The 18,425-nt window shown below is 52.0% G+C and carries 16 protein-coding genes; 9 read left to right on the plus strand and 7 right to left on the minus strand.

Going from position 1 to position 18,425, the window contains the following annotated elements; genetic code table 11:
- Positions 1-3: 3 nt before the first annotated feature.
- From HKT17_RS07145 to moaA, 7 genes are all read right to left on the minus strand, one after another.
- On the minus strand, positions 4-1,257 hold the full coding sequence (locus tag HKT17_RS07145) for an Ig-like domain-containing protein (RefSeq protein WP_171098917.1): 1,254 nt from the start codon (positions 1,255-1,257) through the stop codon (positions 4-6).
- Between the two features lie 115 nt (positions 1,258-1,372).
- Entirely contained in the window at positions 1,373-2,731 is a 1,359-nt protein-coding gene (locus HKT17_RS07150; RefSeq protein ID WP_171098919.1) for an HlyD family type I secretion periplasmic adaptor subunit, read from the minus strand.
- A 3-nt stretch (positions 2,732-2,734) separates the two neighbouring features.
- Entirely contained in the window at positions 2,735-4,858 is a 2,124-nt protein-coding gene (locus tag HKT17_RS07155) for an ATP-binding cassette domain-containing protein (protein ID WP_171098921.1), read from the minus strand.
- A gap of 100 nt (positions 4,859-4,958) precedes the next feature.
- A complete protein-coding gene (gene moeA / locus HKT17_RS07160) occupies positions 4,959-6,203 on the minus strand; it encodes a molybdopterin molybdotransferase MoeA (protein ID WP_171098923.1) in 1,245 nt (414 codons plus the stop codon).
- A 15-nt stretch (positions 6,204-6,218) separates the two neighbouring features.
- Positions 6,219-6,812, minus strand: a complete 594-nt coding sequence (mobA, locus tag HKT17_RS07165) for a molybdenum cofactor guanylyltransferase MobA (protein WP_171098925.1) — start codon at positions 6,810-6,812, stop codon at positions 6,219-6,221.
- Positions 6,809-7,678, minus strand: a complete 870-nt coding sequence (locus HKT17_RS07170) for a formate dehydrogenase accessory sulfurtransferase FdhD (protein WP_171101418.1) — start codon at positions 7,676-7,678, stop codon at positions 6,809-6,811. The genes mobA and HKT17_RS07170 overlap by 4 nt, the downstream gene beginning before the upstream one ends.
- A gap of 20 nt (positions 7,679-7,698) precedes the next feature.
- The gene (gene moaA / locus HKT17_RS07175) at positions 7,699-8,817 is read right to left on the minus strand and encodes a GTP 3',8-cyclase MoaA (protein ID WP_171098927.1); all 1,119 of its coding nucleotides are present in this window, start codon (positions 8,815-8,817) and stop codon (positions 7,699-7,701) included.
- A 120-nt stretch (positions 8,818-8,937) separates the two neighbouring features.
- On the opposite strand from moaA, the gene HKT17_RS07180 reads away from it, so the two are divergent.
- The 9 genes from HKT17_RS07180 to HKT17_RS07220 all read left to right on the plus strand — a co-directional run bounded on the left by HKT17_RS07180 (position 8,938) and on the right by HKT17_RS07220 (position 18,174).
- Positions 8,938-9,405 (plus strand): DUF3305 domain-containing protein, encoded by a 468-nt coding sequence (locus HKT17_RS07180; RefSeq protein WP_171098929.1) that lies wholly within the window; start codon positions 8,938-8,940, stop codon positions 9,403-9,405.
- A gap of 4 nt (positions 9,406-9,409) precedes the next feature.
- Positions 9,410-10,081, plus strand: a complete 672-nt coding sequence (locus HKT17_RS07185) for a DUF3306 domain-containing protein (RefSeq protein WP_171098931.1) — start codon at positions 9,410-9,412, stop codon at positions 10,079-10,081.
- Positions 10,082-10,266: 185 nt separating this feature from the next.
- A complete protein-coding gene (locus HKT17_RS07190; RefSeq protein ID WP_171098933.1) occupies positions 10,267-12,381 on the plus strand; it encodes a 4Fe-4S binding protein in 2,115 nt (704 codons plus the stop codon).
- The gene (locus tag HKT17_RS07195; protein WP_171098935.1) at positions 12,378-13,004 is read left to right on the plus strand and encodes a TorD/DmsD family molecular chaperone; all 627 of its coding nucleotides are present in this window, start codon (positions 12,378-12,380) and stop codon (positions 13,002-13,004) included. The genes HKT17_RS07190 and HKT17_RS07195 overlap by 4 nt, the downstream gene beginning before the upstream one ends.
- A 14-nt stretch (positions 13,005-13,018) precedes the next feature.
- Complete coding sequence (locus tag HKT17_RS07200; RefSeq protein WP_240965933.1) at positions 13,019-13,237, plus strand: twin-arginine translocation signal domain-containing protein; 219 nt, start codon at positions 13,019-13,021, stop codon at positions 13,235-13,237.
- A 15-nt stretch (positions 13,238-13,252) separates the two neighbouring features.
- Positions 13,253-16,192 carry a molybdopterin-dependent oxidoreductase gene (locus HKT17_RS07205; protein WP_205882522.1) on the plus strand — a complete coding sequence of 980 codons (2,940 nt, stop codon included), beginning with the start codon at positions 13,253-13,255 and terminating at the stop codon, positions 16,190-16,192.
- A 25-nt stretch (positions 16,193-16,217) separates the two neighbouring features.
- The gene (fdh3B, locus tag HKT17_RS07210) at positions 16,218-16,820 is read left to right on the plus strand and encodes a formate dehydrogenase FDH3 subunit beta (RefSeq protein WP_008249081.1); all 603 of its coding nucleotides are present in this window, start codon (positions 16,218-16,220) and stop codon (positions 16,818-16,820) included.
- A 1-nt stretch (position 16,821) separates the two neighbouring features.
- Complete coding sequence (locus tag HKT17_RS07215; protein ID WP_171098937.1) at positions 16,822-17,085, plus strand: hypothetical protein; 264 nt, start codon at positions 16,822-16,824, stop codon at positions 17,083-17,085.
- Between the two features lie 12 nt (positions 17,086-17,097).
- A complete protein-coding gene (locus HKT17_RS07220) occupies positions 17,098-18,174 on the plus strand; it encodes a formate dehydrogenase subunit gamma (protein WP_171098939.1) in 1,077 nt (358 codons plus the stop codon).
- The last annotated feature ends 251 nt before the right edge of the window (positions 18,175-18,425 follow it).

The raw sequence follows: 18,425 nt of genomic DNA on the forward strand, positions 1-18,425 counted from the left end.
GCATCAGCAAACTGCGGCAGCTTCTTCAGCAGGTGCGCTGGCTGAAGAATCGAAACCACTGGAACTGAGCCCAGAAGCCCAGCCAGTTTTGCTTTGAATGTATTCGTTGGCTTGTTCCCGGGCTTGATCCAGATAGGTTTGTACCTTTTCCTGAACCGCTTCAACTACCGCATCGACTGTGTATTGTTCAGACGAGTATTCATGGTCGTTCATCTTGGGATTGCCCGCGTAGTCGTTGCCATCGGTGTATTCGGTACAGTCGGAGTAGCCGGTTGGGCAGTCGTTGTCGTTCACCGGCGTATCGTCAGGTTCAACGTTCATGTACACATGGGCGGTGTCGGTCAGGCAGCTTTCATCGCCTAGGGTGTAGCTGATTACATCTTCTCCGCAAAAACCCTCGTTGGGTGTGTAGTGTAATTTGCCATCCCTGATTTCAACCGTGCCGTTTTCGGCGCTGGCCTCGGTGATTTTCAAATCACCGCAGCCGAGGTCATTTTTCAGAACGTCGACAATCACCGGGCAATCCACCTTCGTGCTGGCGCAGTCATTAACCGCGTCAACCTCTGGGCAATCAGGATCTGTTTTGCACTCAGGCTCGGGTGTACATTCAGGTTCTGGTTTGCATTCAGGCTCAGGCTTGCAGTCTGGTTCTGGCTCACAGTCCTCCTGTTCGTCCACTGGGGGGCAGGTGGGTGGCGTAGGGCATTCGCAGTCCTCTTCCTCATCCACAGGTGGGTCTACGGGTGGGGGCTCTTCATTTTCATCGACGGGCGTGGGTGGCGGCGTGTCTTTGCATTCCACGCTGGCCGGGCCTTCTTTTTCAACCACGCGAACTGTGTTGACACCATTTTCGCCAACTTCACCATCCATGCTGGGCAGCGGGTCCTGGTTAATCCGCTCCACAACATAGCCTTCGCTCAGTTTTGGAAGGTCTTCGGGAACATCGTTGTCTTGGGCACCCACGGTGATGTATTTGCGTATGACATCTTTCTCGGGTGGTGTGCCTGCGTCAAAGGGAACAATCTCACCGGTTTTTGGCTTGATCAGCCATTCCGTGGGTCCTTCAAGGGGACGAACCATTTCAGGTGCAGTAATTTGCCCGTCGGTAAAGGGTCCCAGTTGAACAACCACCTCGGTTTGCGGTTTGCGCTTTAAGGCTGGGCGCGGTTTCCTGGCCAGGCCAAGGGTACTTGGGTCGCATTCTTGGGCATTCACAACGGGCTTCTCGCTCATGGGGGTCCTCGGGTTCGATGTCATTGATAAGTGATCGAGTCGCGAGTTTGGTTCCAAATCAACTGCGTGCCAAACAGGTGATTGGGTCAGGATGAGTGAGAGTTAACTCTATGGAGTTATTGGGATGACTGGTGTTGATTTACTGTTCAGTAAATGCCTGAATTGAGCCGCGTATGACAGGTTTGGTGAGGTAGGACAATACAGTTCGATCTTCAGTTTCAATGCTGACATTGGCGACCATGCCAGGCATCAGACGAATTTTTTCATGCACTTTCAGGCGCGGCACTGTCACTTTCACACTGAAGTAAGGTCGGCCGAATTCGTCGAGCAAACTGTCCGCAGAAATACTTTCTACGGTGCCTTCAAGTGCACCGTAAATGGAATAGTCATAGGCTGTGACTCGAATGTTGGCGCTTTGTTCTGGTCGAATAAATGCGATGTCTTTTGGGTTGATTCGTGTCTCGAAAACCAGCTGTTCATCAATTGGCACAATTTCGATCACCTCTTTTCCCGCAGGCACAACGGCACCCCGGGTGTTGTACAAAATACGTTGTACAAGGCCGTCCACAGGGGTTTTTAAGGTGGCCTGGTTCACCCTGTCGTTCAGTTCGATCTGGTTTTGCTCAAGGCTGGCCAGGCGTGCCTTGACTTCCGAGAGCTCGGTGCGTGCTTCGTTGATTTGCTTTAATCGAATTTCTTCAATTTTCTGGCGGGCCTCGCGAATGGCAGAGTACAGTCGGTTGGTTTGTGCATTGGCACCTTCATAGTCGCCTTTGGCTTTGGCTACATCGCGTTCAAGTCGCAGTACTTCAACCGGGGATACAGCGCCGCTTTTTAGCAGTGGCCGCATGCTGCTCAATTCTTGTTCCGAGATTTCCAGATTCCGTTTGGCTGCGGTGGCGTTGCTTTGTGCTTCGTCGAGTTCGCGTTGCCGTTGGTCAAGCTGCTGTTCATAAATTTGCGTTTGTGCGGCCCATTCTTGCAGTTTGGTTTGTAGCAACTTGGATTCTTGCAGGTACAAATCGGGGTACTGCTGAATTAATGGGGCAGGCAGGTTTAGCGTTGTGTTGTTAAGTTGTGCCATTAACCGGGCTTCTCGAAATTGAAACGAGGCGTCGATCGCTTCCTTTTCCTTGAGGCTTGATGAAAAACGCGTGATGTCAATTTGAACCAGTTTGTCACCAGCCTTCACCAGCTGACCTTCGCGGACAAACACCTGGTTGATCACGCCGCCGTCTACGGCTTGAATGACCTGCAATCGCTGCGAGGGAACCACACGTGCCTCGCCATGTGCAGCCTGGGGCACTGTTGCAATTGCAGACCACGCCAGCAGGGCCAGCAAGGTAAGGGCGCAGCCATGTACCAGGCGTTTGGTGAGCACTTGTTGTTCATGCCACAGCCTTGACTGGTCCAGCCCTGCAGTTGCCGGCATGTGATGTTCTTCATTCCGCCCGGCAAGCCAGTCGACAATTCGCTGTGCGTGATGTTGAATTTTCATGGTTCAACCTGCATTTTTTTGTTTGTGTTGTGTGGCAAGTGCATTGGCTGCGTGCAGTACCTCAGGCTTGTTGCCCTGCGCGTGAATTTGTCCCTTGTGCATCAGTGCAAGGCTGCTGGCACAAGCCAATAGCCCAAGCTTGTGTGTGGTGAATACCAAAATGCTGTGTTCTGGCAGCTGCTGCAAATGTCGCATCAGCTGGCTCTCCATGTGTTGATCAAGACACACGGTGGGTTCGTCCAGAAGCACCAATTGGGGTTGGCCCGCCAGCGCTCTGCACAGCGATACAGCCTGCTTTTGCCCTGAAGACAAGTTGTTGCCCTGGCTGTCAATTGCCATGTGAATGCCGTCCGGGTGTTGATCTACCCATTCTTTGAGCCCAAGTTGCTGCAGAATTTTCCAGCAGTTCTCAGTACTGATGTGCGGGCGCATGAAGCGAATGTTGTCGAGCAAACTGCCCTTGATCAGCACCGGGGGTTGGCTTGCATAACCCACTTTGGATTGAAATTCACTGCTGTGAAAATGTGCAATCGAAAGCTTGTTGACCGCCAGTTGGCCGTGATCGCATTTCAGTTGTTGGGCCAGCAGTTTGAGCAGGGAGGTTTTTCCAGAGCCAGTTGTACCGATGATTCCAAGCCGGTTTCCCGCGTGCAGTTGCAGGTTCACGGCGCGCAGTATGAAGTCAAAAGGTTGAGCAGTTTCGCTGTTACGGCCAGGTTTCAAAACGCTTACAAATTCAAGGGCCATGGTGTCGATGCGTTCAAGAGCAGCGCGTTGCTCAGTGGTTTGGGTTTGTTGCCCCAAAAACCGGTCCAGTTCTTCGAAGCTGGCCTGGGCCGAATGGGTTTGTACCAGGTGGGCCTGTAATTTCTGGATAGGTGCAAAGCAGCGCATGGTGAGCATGGAGACTGCGATCAAGCCACCCACGGTGAGTTGTTTTTCAACAATGAAATAAACACCCAGCGCGATGGTCAGTACCCAACTGCCTTGTTGCAACAGGTGTATTCGTTGATTGATTAAAAACATTTGATCGCGAACTGCATTGCCGCTTAGCCGCGATTTAAGCTGAAGTTTGTTCAACAATTTGCTGTGTGCTTGCTGAACGCCGTGTGCCTGAATGTTGTCCAGACAGGCCAGCGAGTCTAGCCATTGGCTTTGGGTTTCGCGGCTTTGCCGCATTTGTGTTTGCCCGAGCCGGGAAATTGTTCGGTGAGATGTGGCGATGAACAGCAAGGTGAGTCCAATTACTCCGCCCGAGATCAACAGGAAAAGGGGGTGAATCAGGGCAATTACCGCCAGAAAAAGCAGCAGAAATGGCAGGTCAATCAGCGCAAGCAGAAACACGCCTGTAACCAATTCACGCAGTTGCTCGAACGAACGAAGGTGCTGCAAAAGCAGGGTTGGTTCGGTTTTGTGGATGGGCACATTCAAGAGTGATTTTGACAGGTGCATGGTGCAGCGGGTGTCGATGGAGGTTGCCGCAATTTCCATCAAGCGATGGCGCGCATGCTTTAAAGCATGCTCAAAACCCAGGCAAAGAAATACACCGAACAGCAATGCAATCATTGATGCATAGGCCTGGTTAGGAATGATGCGGTCATACACCTGTAGCGAGAACAGCGGGCCTGCCAGGGCCAGCAAGTTGATCAACAGAGAGGCATAGATCACCGGCTTGAAGCTTCCATTCTCAAAATCGAGTGCTTCTCGCAACCATTGGCTATCACGAAGCTGTTGCCAAAACTCAAACAGGCTTGCCGGCGCTGGTTCGCTTCGGGTGTCTTCAGTGGTTTGGGGGGCTTCAATTTGCAGGGCCCATTTCAAGGACGCTGGTGGGGAATTCGATGCAATCAGTTCTTCAAGCAAGCCACACTGGCCGTTGTGCAACATGGCCAGCGTGTGTGGACCAAGGTGTTTTATTTCACTGGTGGACACATTTTGAAACAGCTGCCGAGAAATATTGCAGGCTGATAGATAAGCCAACAATTGATTCAGTTCGGGGTCGCTTCCTGTCTCAGCCAAATTGGCTTGCAATGCCCATTGGCTGGGTAAAAACTCCAGCCCCACGTTTTTCAGCACGCTGCACAAGGCGTGTTGCAATGGTTTGATTGGGCGGGGGTCTTGGAGCATGTCAGGGGCCGAAATTCAAGTGCGCCCATGGTAGCGCTTGAATTTGGCCCTGAAAATCACTCACTTGGTTCACTCCCCCGGGTGGGGAGCGAGGGGTATCCTAAATCAAACCTTCAAAGGGCAGGGCCAATACAGTATCGCCTGCTTTCAAGTCACCTTGTTCGTGATCAAGTACCAGCAAACCATCTGACTCTGACATACTGCGCAAAATTCCTGATCCTTGTGAACCCGTTAGGTGGGCAACCAGAACACCATCTTCCATGACCAGACGAGCGCGCTGATACTCAGTCCGTCCTGGGCGCTTGCGAACGTTTTGGACCAGCTTCGCGTTCAGCATGGGAACTGGCAAGGGGTTGGCATTGGCAAGTTTGAACAATGCGTCGCGCACGAATGCATAAAAGGTCACCATGACTGCGACCGGGTTGCCCGGCAAGCCGAACAAATAGGCGGAGTCGCCATCGGCTTTGTTGTGAACCTGGCCAAAAGCCATTGGGCGACCTGGGCGCATGGCAATTTTCCAGAAATTCACGCTGCCCAGTTTTTCCATGACATGTTTGGTGTAGTCCGCTTCACCCACAGAAACACCGCCCGAAGTCACGATCACATCGGCTTGTTCCATGGCCTGCAACATGGCTTGTTCAAGGGCTTTCGGGGAGTCGTGTACCACACCCATATCCAGCAATTCAATGAATCGCAGTCGGGTCAGCATGCCATACAGTGTGTAGCGGTTGCTGTCATACACGCAGCCTTCATCCAGTGGCTGGCCAAGGGATCGCAATTCGTCGCCAGTGGAGAAAAAAGCAACCCGCAATTTTCTACGCACCGAAATTTCGGCAATGCCCAGCGAGGCCAGCAAACCTAGGTCGGCAGGCCGAAGCACTTTGCCTGCGGGCAGGGCGGGTTTGCCAATCGTTAGGTCTTCACCGGCAAGCCTGCGGTTGTCGCCCGCTTTGACTGCACCTGGTGGAAAGCTGATGTGGTCACCACTGACAGTGGCATTTTCCTGCACCAGCACGGTGTCGCAGTTCTGGGGCATCACTGCACCAGTCATAATGCGCACACATTCACCATGGGCACAACTGCCGTTGAATGCCTTGCCCGCGTAGGCGGTACCAATCATTTTCAGTTGGGTGATGTCGGCGTTTTGTATGCAGTTGCTGTTGAAGGCGTAGCCATCCATCGCAGAATTGTCATGCGCGGGCACATTAATGGGGGACAACAAATCGGCAGCCAACACCTGGTCCAGTGCGTCGCGAATGGCCACGGTTCGGGTGCCTGTAATCGGCTTGAGAAGCGACAGTATTTTGATTCGCGCTTCTTCAACAGTTTGAAAATCAGTTTCCATACTTTGCCTTGCTACTCAGGATTTTTGTTCAAGTTCTTTGAGTTCTTCGAGGGTGTTGACGTTGTGAAAGGCTGCCTCATCGTCAAATTCAACCGCTTCATGTGGAATGTTGGCGTACCAGGCATCAATTTTTCGACCACCCTTGCGCAAAAATTCCTCCATGTTGGGCAACAGTTCAGTGCGCATCATGCAAAACACAGGGTGGTGGCGGCCTTTTGTTGAAGCCACTGTCAGCATCAATCCCACGTTTTTTTCAAATGGTGCACTCAGTTTCTCAACCAGATTCAAAGGGAACATGGGCACATCGCAAGGCACAGTCACCAGATAAGGCAGGTTGGTGTGAGCAAGCGCCGCTTGCATGCCAGCCAAAGGGCCTGCGTAGTCGGGTTGAACGTCGCACACCACTTCAACGCCGAAGCCCTCGTACACACCGATATTTCGGTTGGCATTGATACATATGTCTCCCACTTGCCCATTGAGTCGCATCATTGCGTGCAATGCCAGTGGTGCATTCTTGAAATTGCGCAGACCTTTGTCAACGCCGCCCATGCGGCGACCCATACCACCGGCGAGAATTACGCCAGCGATGTCATCCAGTGAAATGCTCATGCGATTTGTGTGTCAATTAAAGTGTTGAATCGGTGTGTGCCGGTGTAGAGCAAATAGTGCTTGCCCTGGCAGCGGCCCAGCATGGTGATGTTCAGTTTCTGGGCAATTTCGTAGCCCATTTGTGTGAGGCCCGAGCGAGAAACCAGCACCGGTATACCCATTTGGGCACACTTGATCACCATCTCGGAAGTCAGCCTGCCAGTGGTGTAAAAAATTTTGTCTTCACCCGTCATGCCGTGTAACCACATTTGACCAGCAATGGCGTCCACAGCATTGTGTCGGCCCACGTCCTCGACGAACAGCAAAATTTCACCACGGTTTTCACCGCTGTTGGAACACAGCGCGCAACCATGCACCGCGCCGGCCTGTTTGTAAATTGACTCGTGTTTGCGAACATGGTCCATCACGCCGTACAACACATCTTGCGAAAGATTGTAAGCATTGCTCAGTTGCACTTTGTCCAGGTCTTCCATAAGGTCGCCAAATACGGTGCCTTGGCCGCAACCCGAGGTGGTGGTTTTTTTCTCAAGCTTTTGCGCTTTTTCAGTGGTTTCCCAAATGGTTTGGCCTGTGTTTTTTAGCACTGTTGAAGTGACTGCAACACTCTCTGTTTCCCAGTCCACGTGAATTGCTGCGATTTCCGAGGGGTCGGACACCAGCCTTTGATTGCGCAGCCAGCCCAGCGCCAAGGCCTCAGGCTGAGCACCCAGGGTCATGATGGTTAACAGTTCTTTCTTGTCGAAATATAGGGTGAGCGGATGTTCACCCGAAATTTGAACCGGGACCTGTTCACCGCGCTCGTTGGTGGCCGTAATTTCAACGGTGCTGGGTATGCTCGCGTGGGTGGTTTGTATGTGCGCTGCCATAACTTGTTTCAATGAATTCCTCAGCCGCCGATATACGACATTTCGATTCTGTCTTTGGGCTGTGTGGTGTTTTCAGTTCGAATTTCACTGTATCGATCCGCCCGAACAGACCACAGGTTTCTGATCGCATGATTCAGTTGTTCGCCAATCGCTTCAGGCAAGGCGTTCGAGCGAATCAAGGGCTTTAAATCGTGCCCCTTGCTGGCAAACAGGCAGGTGTAAAGCTTGCCCTCAGTGGACAAACGTATGCGTGTACAGTCTTTGCAAAAGGCTTGGGTTACCGACGAAATTACGCCGATTTCACCGGTGCCATCGCTATATTTCCAGCGTTCAGCCACTTCACCGGTGTAATTGGCATCCAGCATTTGCAATTGCGACACTTGTTGGGAAATCATGTTGATGATGCGCGCCGATGGCACGACCTCGTCCATTTTCCAACCATTGCTGCTGCCCACATCCATGTACTCAATAAATCGAAGTATGTGGGGTGTGCCCTTGAAGTGTTTGGCCATGGGTAGCACCTGTCCGTCATTCATGCCACCTTTCACAACCATGTTGACTTTGATCGGACCCAAGCCAGCCTCATGGGCTGCTTCAATTCCATCGAGTACTTCGTTGACTGAAAAGTCTACGTCGTTCATGGCCTTGAAAACCGCATCGTCGATTGCATCCAGGCTCACCGTGACACGGTTCAACCCGGCTTCTTTCAAAATTTTAGATTTTTTGCGCAGCAGGGTACCGTTGGTTGTCAGCGTGATTTCAACCGGTTTTCCGCCAGGCGTGCGCAAGCGTGCCAGTTGTTCTATCAGGATCTCGATGTTTTTTCGCAGCAGTGGCTCGCCACCGGTAAGGCGTATTTTCTCTACTCCCAGTGCCACGAATTCTCGGGCAACCTGCTCGATTTCTTCAAAGCTGAGCAAGTCTTTGTGCGGCAAGAACTGGTAGTCTTTGTCGAAAATCGACTTGGGCATGCAGTACACGCAACGAAAGTTGCAGCGATCCGTGACAGAAATGCGCAAGTCGTGAAGCCTGCGATTGAAATGATCTTTTGCGGGTACTTCACTGTTTTGCGGTGCGCTGAAATTCAAGGGAATTACGCGCGAATTGTCCTGGACCAGTTGAATAACTCGGTCTGTCATCGTTCAATCCCTCGCCCCATGGGGCAAACTCCTATTGTGATACTTGTGGTGTATCTTCTAATCTAATAACCATGAATTGTGCCCGTACTGGCGGGCACCGGCAACTCACAGAGGTGTTTTTTGAGCGCAAAATTTTTGGTGTTGGGTGAACTGGCTTTGAACGTCAAAATCGGGAAGGTGGCACAAAACTCCCCTTGGCAGCCCTTTCGCTGGCAAGTGCTCGAGATGGGGCCAGTGGATGTTTTCATGCCGCAGGGTGCAGACGAACGGGTTCAAACAGTCAATGTCGAGGTGTATCAAGATCAGTTACAAGGCTATTTCCTGAATCTGGACACGGAGACGCCTTTCATTTTCTTTGGGGTACGTTACCCGGAAGACAACAAAACCCAAATGCCCTCAGTATTCGAGGCCACTTTCAGTTATGACGAAGCTGCCCGCTGGATGGATTCCAACGAAGAAGTGCAAACCTTGCCCTTGCCGGCACCAGTGGCCAGTTGGCTTGCCGAGCTGGTTCAAGCCAAATATCAACCCGAGCCCAAGCAGCGTAGGCGTCCTCAGTCCTTCATAAAACCTGAAGAGCGTGGTTAAAGCGATGAGCGAGAATTTTTTAAGCCGATGGTCCAAGCGCAAACTTGAAGTTCGGGCGCGAGAAAAGCAAGCTGAAGACGCCCCGGAATTGCAGCTCAGTGCCCCTTTTCAAGGCAGCGATACCAATCAGGGTAACGCGGTCATTGAACTCGCTGATTCACAGCCAAAGTCGCAAACTCCTTCTCAGCCCGAACTTCCATTGCCCACTGAAGCAGATCTTCTGGCCGTGAAGCAGGGTGGGGACATCAAGGCTTTCATGGTGGATAAAGTTTCAACAGAACTGAAAAACAAAGCATTCAAGGCGTTGTTCTCCCGCCCGGAATTCAACGTGATGGATGGTCTGGATATTTACATCGATGATTACAACAAGTTCACGCCGCTGAGTCAGGAAGACATCGGGAAAATGACCCTGTCCAAGCAATTGCTCAGCCGACCAGACCTTGAAATACTGAAAAAAGCCGACATGGAGGAGGGACTTGAGCGGGTGGCGTCTGTGCTGTCCGGTTCTGATGATTCTGTTCCTGCCGTGTCAGACAAAACAGGTGATATTGAACAAACAGCAGCTGAAAATCCGGATGCTCTAGATGATGTTAGGGTTATCCCGGATGGTTTGCAAGGCTCTGATTTTAATAAAGAACTAGAAAAACGATCGTTCGAAACACCGGGCGAAAAATAACTAATATTTGGTACATTTTGTCTGCGGCTTGTCCAGCTCGATACAGACAAAATGCACCACCCTTCCTATCTGTGTGCAAGCGTCCATTTCTAGACTGCTGATTCTAAATAAAAAAATGTTTTGCCTCGCTCTGGCACAAGTTTTGCAATTAATTGCCAAATAACCAAAATAGAAGTATCAATACAATGACCAACTCGGATGTGTTTGTGTGTGGTTGCCAGGGAAGCGGCGAGACGATCGACAAAGCGTTGCAAAACGTGAATGTGGAAGGTATTCGTTTTGTGTCCGCCCAACGTGCTTGCCGAGATGGTATTGCCACCGTGCTTGATGCAAAAAACAAAACCAGCGGTGCACGTTGTTTCGTCGGTTGCACCCAAGAGCAAGCCGTATTCGAATCTTTGGTCGATAGTACAACTTCTCAAGCTGTTGAGTTTTTCAACCTGCGTGGTTTGCTCCGGGGTCAGCCTTCGGCTCAAAACTCTACCGAAGCCGCCGCGACTGTGGCTGCACTGGCTGCTTACGAGACCGACTTTCAGGTTGATCCCGTTCCTGCCGTGTTGTTCAAATCACAAGGCCGGGTTGCGATTGTGGCGAACAGCGACAAGCAATTGCACCATGCGCAAACTCTGGCCAACAATCTGACCGTCGATTTGCTGGTGTCCGATCCTTCAGGTGTTGTTTTGCCTGCCAAGCGCGATTTGAACGTGCAGGCATTGCATGTAGACGCTGCAGAGGGTTATTTGGGTGCGTTCACATTGAGCACTCGCAAGACCAACCCTGTTGATATGGAAATGTGCACACGATGTGGTGCCTGCGTGGATGCATGTCCGACGCAGTCCATTTCGAAGGAATCTCTGACGATCGACTTGAACAGCTGCGATCAATCTGGTGCCTGTATCAAGGCTTGCGGTGATTTCAAAGCCATTTCCTTCGCGGACATGAGTGCAGTGACCGCACGGCAGTACGACATGGTGATTGACTGCACCATGCCCGGCCTGTTTGCGGACCGCCAGGCACCACTGGGCTATTGGCATGTCGGCGATAGCGACCAGTTGTTGTTGGAAGCGATGCTTGATGCGGTGCAAACCGTGGGCGAGTTCGAGAAGCCAAAGTTCTTTGATTACAAGTCAAATATTTGTGCGCACAGTCGTTCAAACAAAGAGGGTTGCAGCAACTGTATCGATGCCTGTAGCACCAAAGCAATCAAATCTGCAGGCGAGAAAATTGAAGTTAATCCGCACTTGTGTTTGGGTTGTGGTGCTTGCACCACCGTGTGCCCGACCGGTGCCATTCAGTTTGCGCTGAGCCCGGCTACTGTTCAGGGCCGCTCCATCAAAACAGCATTGAAGGCATTCCGGGCCAATGGCGGCAAGAAAGCCGAGGTGCTGCTGCACGGCCCAGATCTTGAGCACAATTGGTTGGAGTCGGCCAAGAAAGCTGCGAAGCCTGCCTCTGGCAAATCGGCAGTTTCAGATTTCAGCTTGTTGCCGATTGAATTGAACCACAGCGCCAGTGTGGGCCCAGATCTTTGGCTGTCTGCCTTGGCTTTCGGTGCCGATCGGGTTACCGTCATGCAGTCTGCTGTCGAGGCCAGCCATTACGGTGAACCCTTGGCCGCGCAGGTGGGTTGGGTGAATGCCTTGCTTGAGGCCATTGGCCTGCAACACCGGGTTCGCGTGTTGCACATCGGTCAAACTGACCTGTTGTTTGCTCCCAGCGAGTTGCAAGCCAGTGGTGTTTCTCCGGCCAGCTTTGAATTGTCTTCGAACAAGCGAACTCGAATGGAGTTTGCAATTGATCACTTGGTTGAACATGCCCAGGCCAAGTCAAAGTCCGGTTTTTCAGAACCCATTGCTTTGCCATCGGCCGCGCCGTTCGGTGCCGTGTTGGTGAACAAAGACAAGTGCACCCTGTGCATGAGTTGCACCAGTGCTTGCCCCGCTTCAGCGCTCATCGACAATCCTGAAATGCCCCAACTGCGTTTTATTGAGCGCAACTGCGTTCAGTGTGGCTTGTGCGTGGAAACCTGCCCCGAAAACGCCATGCAGCTTGTTCCACAATTGCTGCTTGGGCCCGCCGCGCGTGAAAAGCGTGTGTTGAATGAGTCGCAACCTTTCCATTGCATCAGTTGTGGCAAGGCTTTCGGTACCAAGCACATGATCGACAACATGTTCGCCAAATTGAGCGCGCACAGCATGTTCGAGCGCAATGCAAACCGCCTGAAAATGTGTGCAGATTGCCGTGTAACCGACATGTACAGCGCCAAGGATGAAATGACAATTTTTGAGGTGAAGAAATGATCGCCCCAGCTCAACAAGACGACAACCTGATTGCTGGTGAAGACTGGGCCCGTGCAGATTTCTACGGCCTTCTGTCCCATCTGTACTCCGGCAATGTAAGCGATGAGTTTTTGGCGAAATTTCGGGAAATTGACCGGGCTAGCCTGGACATCACTACACCTTTGGGGTTTGAGTTTTCTGAATTGTTACGCGTTGTGGCCTTGTTCGACAGCAAGCAGATCAACCAGGAATTCGTGGATAACTTCATTGGCATAGGCCGCCCTGAAGTCATGTTGTATGGCTCGTACTACATGGCTGGTTTCTTGAATGAAAAGCCTTTGGTCTTGCTTCGCGACGACTTGGCCAAGTTTGGCCTTACTCGCGATGAGGCCTTGGTGGAAACTGAAGACCACATTGCATTTTTATGCGAAGTGATGCGCTACCTGATTCTGGCAGACGATCCGCCTGTGGCCTTCCCCGAGCAGCGCGCTTTTTTTCATGCGCACCTGGCCAGTTGGTATAACCAAATGGCAGATGACATTGAGGCAGCAGCCAATACCGATTTTTACAAAACTGTGGGTCGTTTGACCCGCGTGTTCTTTGATGTTGAAACACAGTCTTTCGATTTTGAAAGTGCCGTTTGATTGGAGGTGATGAGATGACCAAGAAAATGATAAATCAAGACAAACCCAAACTAGCAAGACGCCAATTCCTGGTGGGTGCCGGTGCGGGTGTCGCTGCTGCCGGTGCTGCATTGGTGGTAAGCAAACAACCTGAAGTGGCTGAACAAGCTGCTGCCGTAGGCACTGAGAAGAAATCGAAGGGTTATCAGCTCTCTGAGCATGTGAAAACCTATTACAGAACCTTGCTGGTGTAATCCGAGGAGACCAGGATGTTAAAGCGAAGAGACGAAAAGACAGTGGCCAAAGTGATTCCCAATCACAACCACAGCTTGCTCAATAAAATCGGGTCCCGTTTGGGTGCCACCATGGACCGCCGTGCTTTCCTGAAGCGCTCCGGTATTGGTGTAGGTGCGGGTGCAGTTGCTGGCAGCTTGCCATTTGGCATGGTGCGCAAAGCCGAAGCCGCTGCTGAAGGTGGGGCCGCAAGCGGTGCAATCGAGATTAAGCGTACGATTTGTTCACATTGCTCAGTGGGTTGCGCCACGGATGCAGTGGTTCAGAATGGCGTGTGGGTTCGCCAGAACCCTGTGTTCGACAGCCCCATTAACTTGGGCGCACATTGCGCCAAGGGTGCAGCACTGCGTGAACACGGCCATGGTGAACACCGTTTGAAATACCCCATGAAATTGGTGAACGGCAAATACGAAAAAATTTCCTGGGATGAAGCCCTGGAAGCCGTCAGCAAAAAAATGATGGAATTGCGTGAGGCCAATGGTCCCGACTCTCTGTTCTTCATTGGTTCTTCCAAGCACAGCAACGAACAGGCCTACCTGCTGCGCAAATGGGTTTCTCTATGGGGCACCAACAACTGCGACCACCAGGCGCGTATTTGCCACTCCACCACGGTGGCCGGTGTGGCGAACACCTGGGGCTATGGTGCAATGACCAACTCCTACAACGACATGCAGAACACCAAGTGCGCGTTGTATATTGGTTCAAACGCTGCGGAAGCCCACCCGGTTTCCATGATGCACATGCTGCATGCCAAAGAAACTGGCGCGAAGATGATTGTGGTTGATCCACGTTTCACCCGCACCGCTGCGCGTGCTGATGAATACGTTCGCATTCGTTCAGGTTCAGACATTCCATTCCTGTTTGGTTTGTTGCACCACATTTTCAAGAACGGCTGGGAAGACAAAAAGTACATCAATGACCGTGTGTACGGCATGGACCAGATCAAAGCCGATGTGATGGCCAACTGGACACCTGACAAGGTTGAAGAGGCCTGTGGCGTTGGTGAAGCCCAGATGTACAAAGTGGCTGAAATGATGGCCAAATCCAAGCCGTCGACAATCGTTTGGTGTATGGGTCAAACCCAGCACACGATTGGTAATGCCATGGTTCGTGCGTCATGTATCTTGCAACTGGCACTGGGCAACATCGGTATTTCCGGTGGTGGCGCAAACATCTTCCGCGGTCACTGTAACGTACAGGGTGCGACAGACGTTGGTCCGAATCCAGATTCATTGCCTGGTTACTACGGTGTTGCCGAAGGTTCATGGAAACACTGGTGCCGCGTGTGGGGTCTGGATTACGAATACGTACAGAGCCGCTACGCAGAAGGCATGATCACCAAGGGCGGCATGACTGTGTCCCGCTGGGTGGATGGTGTGCTTGAGAACCCTGAACTGATCGACCAGAAAGCGGGTAACCTGCGTGGTTTGTTCTTCTGGGGCCATGCACCTAACTCGCAAACCCGTGGTTTGGACATGAAAAAAGCCATGGACAAACTAGACCTGTTGGTGATTGTGGATCCCTACCCAACAGCCGCTGCAGCCATGGCCGCCATGCCTGGCGACCCTGCAGGTTTGAACCCCAACCGCGAAGTGTACTTGTTGCCAGCAACAACGCAGTTCGAATCTTCAGGTTCCATTACTGCGTCCAACCGCTCCATTCAGTGGCGTGAGAAGGTAATTGAGCCTTTGTTTGATAGCCGCAATGACCACATGATCATGTATCAACTGGCCGAAAAGCTTGGTTTCGAAAAAGAGCTCACCAAGAATCTCACCATGGTGAAAGGCAAGGGCGGCATGATGGAACCAGAAATTGAGTCCATCTTGCGCGAAATCAACAAAGGCACCTGGACCATTGGCTACACCGGCCAAAGCCCAGAGCGTTTGAAGCTGCACATGAAAAACATGCACACCTTCAACGTGCGCACATTGAAAGCCGAAGGTGGCCCCTGTGACGGCGAATACTTTGGCTTGCCATGGCCATGTTACGGCACTCCAGAAGCCAAGCACCCAGGTTCACCAAACCTGTACCAGACTGACAAGCACGTGATGGACGGTGGTGGTAACTTCCGCGCCAACTTCGGTGTGGAAAAAGACGGTGTTAATCTGTTGGCCGAAGACGGCTCCCATTCATTGGGTGCTGAAATCACAACCGGTTACCCAGAATTCACAGCCGACATGGTCAAACAGTTGGGCTGGTGGGACGACCTGACCGAGGCAGAAAAAGCCGAAGCAGAGGGCAAGAACTGGAAGACCGACCTTTCCGGCGGTATCCAGCGCGTGGTTATGAAGCACGGTTGCCATCCGTTCGGTAATGCCAAGGCGCGCGCCGTGGTGTGGAACTTCCCGGACCCAGTGCCAAAGCACCGTGAGCCGCTGTACTCGACCAAGCCCGATTTGGTGGCCAAGTACCCGACACACGACGACAAGGCCGCTTTCTGGCGCTTGCCGACCCTGTACAAGTCTGTTCAGGAAAAGAATGCCGACATTGGCAAGTCTTTCCCGTTGATCATGACTTCGGGCCGTTTGGTGGAATACGAAGGTGGTGGTGAAGAAACACGTTCCAACCCATGGCTGGCTGAGCTTCAACAGACCATGTTTGTTGAAATTAACCCGGCAGCAGCGAACGACCGTGGTATCAAGCACGGCGACACCGTGCGTGTAACAACCCCAACAGGCGCGAAAATCGAGGTTCAGGCCCAGGTTACACGCCGAGTGGGACCCGATACGGTCTTCCTGCCATTCCACTTCTCTGGACATTGGGAAGGCAAGGACATGATCAGCAGTTACCCAGAAGGTTCAGCGCCAATTGTTCGCGGTGAATCCGTGAACACGGCCACAACCTACGGTTATGACGTGGTGACCATGATGCAGGAAACGAAGACCACCGTTTGCCAGATCGAAAAGCTGGTTTAAGCACTAATGCAAAGGAGATAAGAAAATGGCACGTATGAAGTTTCTGTGTGATGCCGAGCGTTGCATTGAGTGCAATGGCTGCGTCACCGCATGTAAAAACGAGCACGAGGTAGAGTGGGGCATTAACCGCCGCCGCGTGGTAACCATCAACGACGGCGAACCCGGAGAACGTTCAATTTCCGTGGCTTGTATGCACTGTTCAGACGCGCCTTGCCAGGCCGTTTGTCCCGTAAACTGCTTCTACAAAACCGACGAAGGTGTTGTGTTGCACGACAAAGACCTGTGCATCGGCTGCGGTTACTGCTTCTACGCCTGCCCGTTCGGCGCACCACAATTCCCTCAGGAAGGTGCGTTTGGTCAGCGCGGCAAGATGGACAAGTGCACATTCTGTGCCGGTGGTCCAGAAGAGGATGCGTCCGAAGCCGAGTTCGAGAAGTATGGTCGCAACCGTTTGGCCGAAGGCAAGCTGCCACTGTGCGCCGAAATGTGTTCAACCAAGGCATTGTTGGCGGGTGACGGCGACGTAGTCTCCGACATCTTCCGCAATCGTGTGGTTGTTCGCGGCAAGGGTGCTGAAGTGTGGGGCTGGAGCTCTGCTTATGGTCAACCTGCCAAGGAGGGCGCGTAATATGGCGCTTCGCGGCAAGTTGATTCTTTCCGGGGCCTTCGCGGGCCTTATTCTGGTCACTGGCTGCTCACCCCTGGAAGACGCCAACAATGGCAAGGGCTATGCAGGCAAAGCCGATACACCAGCATTTGAAACGGGCGGCGGTCAGTACACTGCCGGCGGTTTCAAGGCAGGTGACAAGGAAAGCTGGCAAGAAACCCTGAACGTCCGAGCCAAAGCCCAGAACGAGTATGTTCGTACTGGCGATTCGGCAAAGGCCCAATAAGGAGAGTCAATCATGACACATTCAACCATTCGGGCCGCTACAAAGCCAGGCTTGAACAACGCCCTTGTGGCTTTGTTCATGGCCATGGTTTTTGCCGTGTGCTCTCTGTGGTCGGTGGGGGCTATGGCGCAAGATGCTTCTGAACGCTCACAAGCACAAGTTCAAAAGCAACAAACGCAACCCCTCAATAATTCGCCAGTTTGGGAAGGCGTTGCGTCTGGTGAATCATTCACCACCGTGACCAAAGGCCGTGAAACTGGCGTATTGATCAACAAAAGCGGTGAAACATGGCGCCAAATGCGCAATGACTGGATTTCCTACTACGGTGGCTGGGCTGTCGCAGTAATTTTCCTGTTGATTGTGGGCGCTCATCTGGTGAAAGGCCCTGTAAAGTTGCCCGAACCACGTACCGGCAAGTTGATCGAGCGTTTTACCTCGGCAGAGCGTGTGGCCCACTGGACCATGGCATTTAGTTTTGTGGCACTGGCGCTTACCGGTTTGTTGTTGATGTTTGGCAAACATGTGCTGGCACCGTGGATGGGCTTAACGCTCAACTCGTGGCTTGCATCGATCAGTATTGTGATTCACAACTTCGTGGGTCCGTTGTTTGCTGTCAGCATCATTGTGTTTTTCATCATGTATGTGAAAGACAATCTGCCAGAGAAAAACGACATCGAGTGGCTCAAAAAAGGTGGTGGTTTGTTCGGGCACGCCCCGGCGGGTCGCTTCAATATGGGCGAGAAAATCTGGTTCTGGGGCGGCGTTACGGTGCTTGGCATTGTGGTGTCTGCAACTGGCCTTATTCTCGATTTCCCGAACTTTGACCAAGACCGCTTGCTGATGCAGCAGTCGCATGTGATCCATGCCAGCGCTGCGCTGTTGTTCATCATTATGTCCATGGGTCACATCTACATCGGCTCAATTGGTATGGAAGGTGCACTCGAGGCGATGCGTGACGGTTATGTGGATGAAACATGGGCGAAGGCTCACCACGATGCCTGGTACGAGGACATCAAGTCTGGCAAAATTTCGCCAGTGCGCTCCAAGGAGGGTGCAACAGCCATGGGTTCTCAGGTGATGGCGCAGTAGTTTCAAACGCCGTTTATTCACCTAGGCGCCACTGGCAAATAGGGAAAAGCCTGCTCAGAAATGAGTGGGCTTTTTTTATGTATTTGGTGCATTGATCAGCAATGAATGGTGCAACGCACAAACAGCGTGCGCACTAAATATAATCACGCTATCAAATAGTGCGTTAATTTATCCGGAATTAATCAGTAAAACCACATTAGCAAATGATGTATTTTTACTGCTATCAACATTCAAAAACTTCCTTGAAAGCA

Origin of the sequence: Limnobacter sp. SAORIC-580, from assembly GCF_013004065.1 — a bacterium.
Classification (GTDB): Bacteria; Pseudomonadota; Gammaproteobacteria; order Burkholderiales; family Burkholderiaceae_B; genus Limnobacter; species Limnobacter profundi.

Bases quoted from the DNA above. Each gene is read 5' to 3' on its own strand.
- HKT17_RS07145 (WP_171098917.1), bottom strand. From the start codon at position 1,257: ATGACATCGAACCCGAGGACCCCCATGAGCGAGAAGCCCGTTGTGAAT.
- HKT17_RS07150 (WP_171098919.1), bottom strand. From the start codon at position 2,731: ATGAAAATTCAACATCACGCACAGCGAATTGTCGACTGGCTTGCCGGG.
- HKT17_RS07155 (WP_171098921.1), bottom strand. From the start codon at position 4,858: ATGCTCCAAGACCCCCGCCCAATCAAACCATTGCAACACGCCTTGTGC.
- moeA (WP_171098923.1), bottom strand. From the start codon at position 6,203: ATGGAAACTGATTTTCAAACTGTTGAAGAAGCGCGAATCAAAATACTG.
- mobA (WP_171098925.1), bottom strand. From the start codon at position 6,812: ATGAGCATTTCACTGGATGACATCGCTGGCGTAATTCTCGCCGGTGGT.
- HKT17_RS07170 (WP_171101418.1), bottom strand. From the start codon at position 7,678: ATGGCAGCGCACATACAAACCACCCACGCGAGCATACCCAGCACCGTT.
- moaA (WP_171098927.1), bottom strand. From the start codon at position 8,817: ATGACAGACCGAGTTATTCAACTGGTCCAGGACAATTCGCGCGTAATT.
- HKT17_RS07185 (WP_171098931.1), top strand. From the start codon at position 9,410: ATGAGCGAGAATTTTTTAAGCCGATGGTCCAAGCGCAAACTTGAAGTT.
- HKT17_RS07190 (WP_171098933.1), top strand. From the start codon at position 10,267: ATGACCAACTCGGATGTGTTTGTGTGTGGTTGCCAGGGAAGCGGCGAG.
- HKT17_RS07195 (WP_171098935.1), top strand. From the start codon at position 12,378: ATGATCGCCCCAGCTCAACAAGACGACAACCTGATTGCTGGTGAAGAC.
- HKT17_RS07200 (WP_240965933.1), top strand. From the start codon at position 13,019: ATGACCAAGAAAATGATAAATCAAGACAAACCCAAACTAGCAAGACGC.
- HKT17_RS07205 (WP_205882522.1), top strand. From the start codon at position 13,253: ATGTTAAAGCGAAGAGACGAAAAGACAGTGGCCAAAGTGATTCCCAAT.
- fdh3B (WP_008249081.1), top strand. From the start codon at position 16,218: ATGGCACGTATGAAGTTTCTGTGTGATGCCGAGCGTTGCATTGAGTGC.
- HKT17_RS07215 (WP_171098937.1), top strand. From the start codon at position 16,822: ATGGCGCTTCGCGGCAAGTTGATTCTTTCCGGGGCCTTCGCGGGCCTT.
- HKT17_RS07220 (WP_171098939.1), top strand. From the start codon at position 17,098: ATGACACATTCAACCATTCGGGCCGCTACAAAGCCAGGCTTGAACAAC.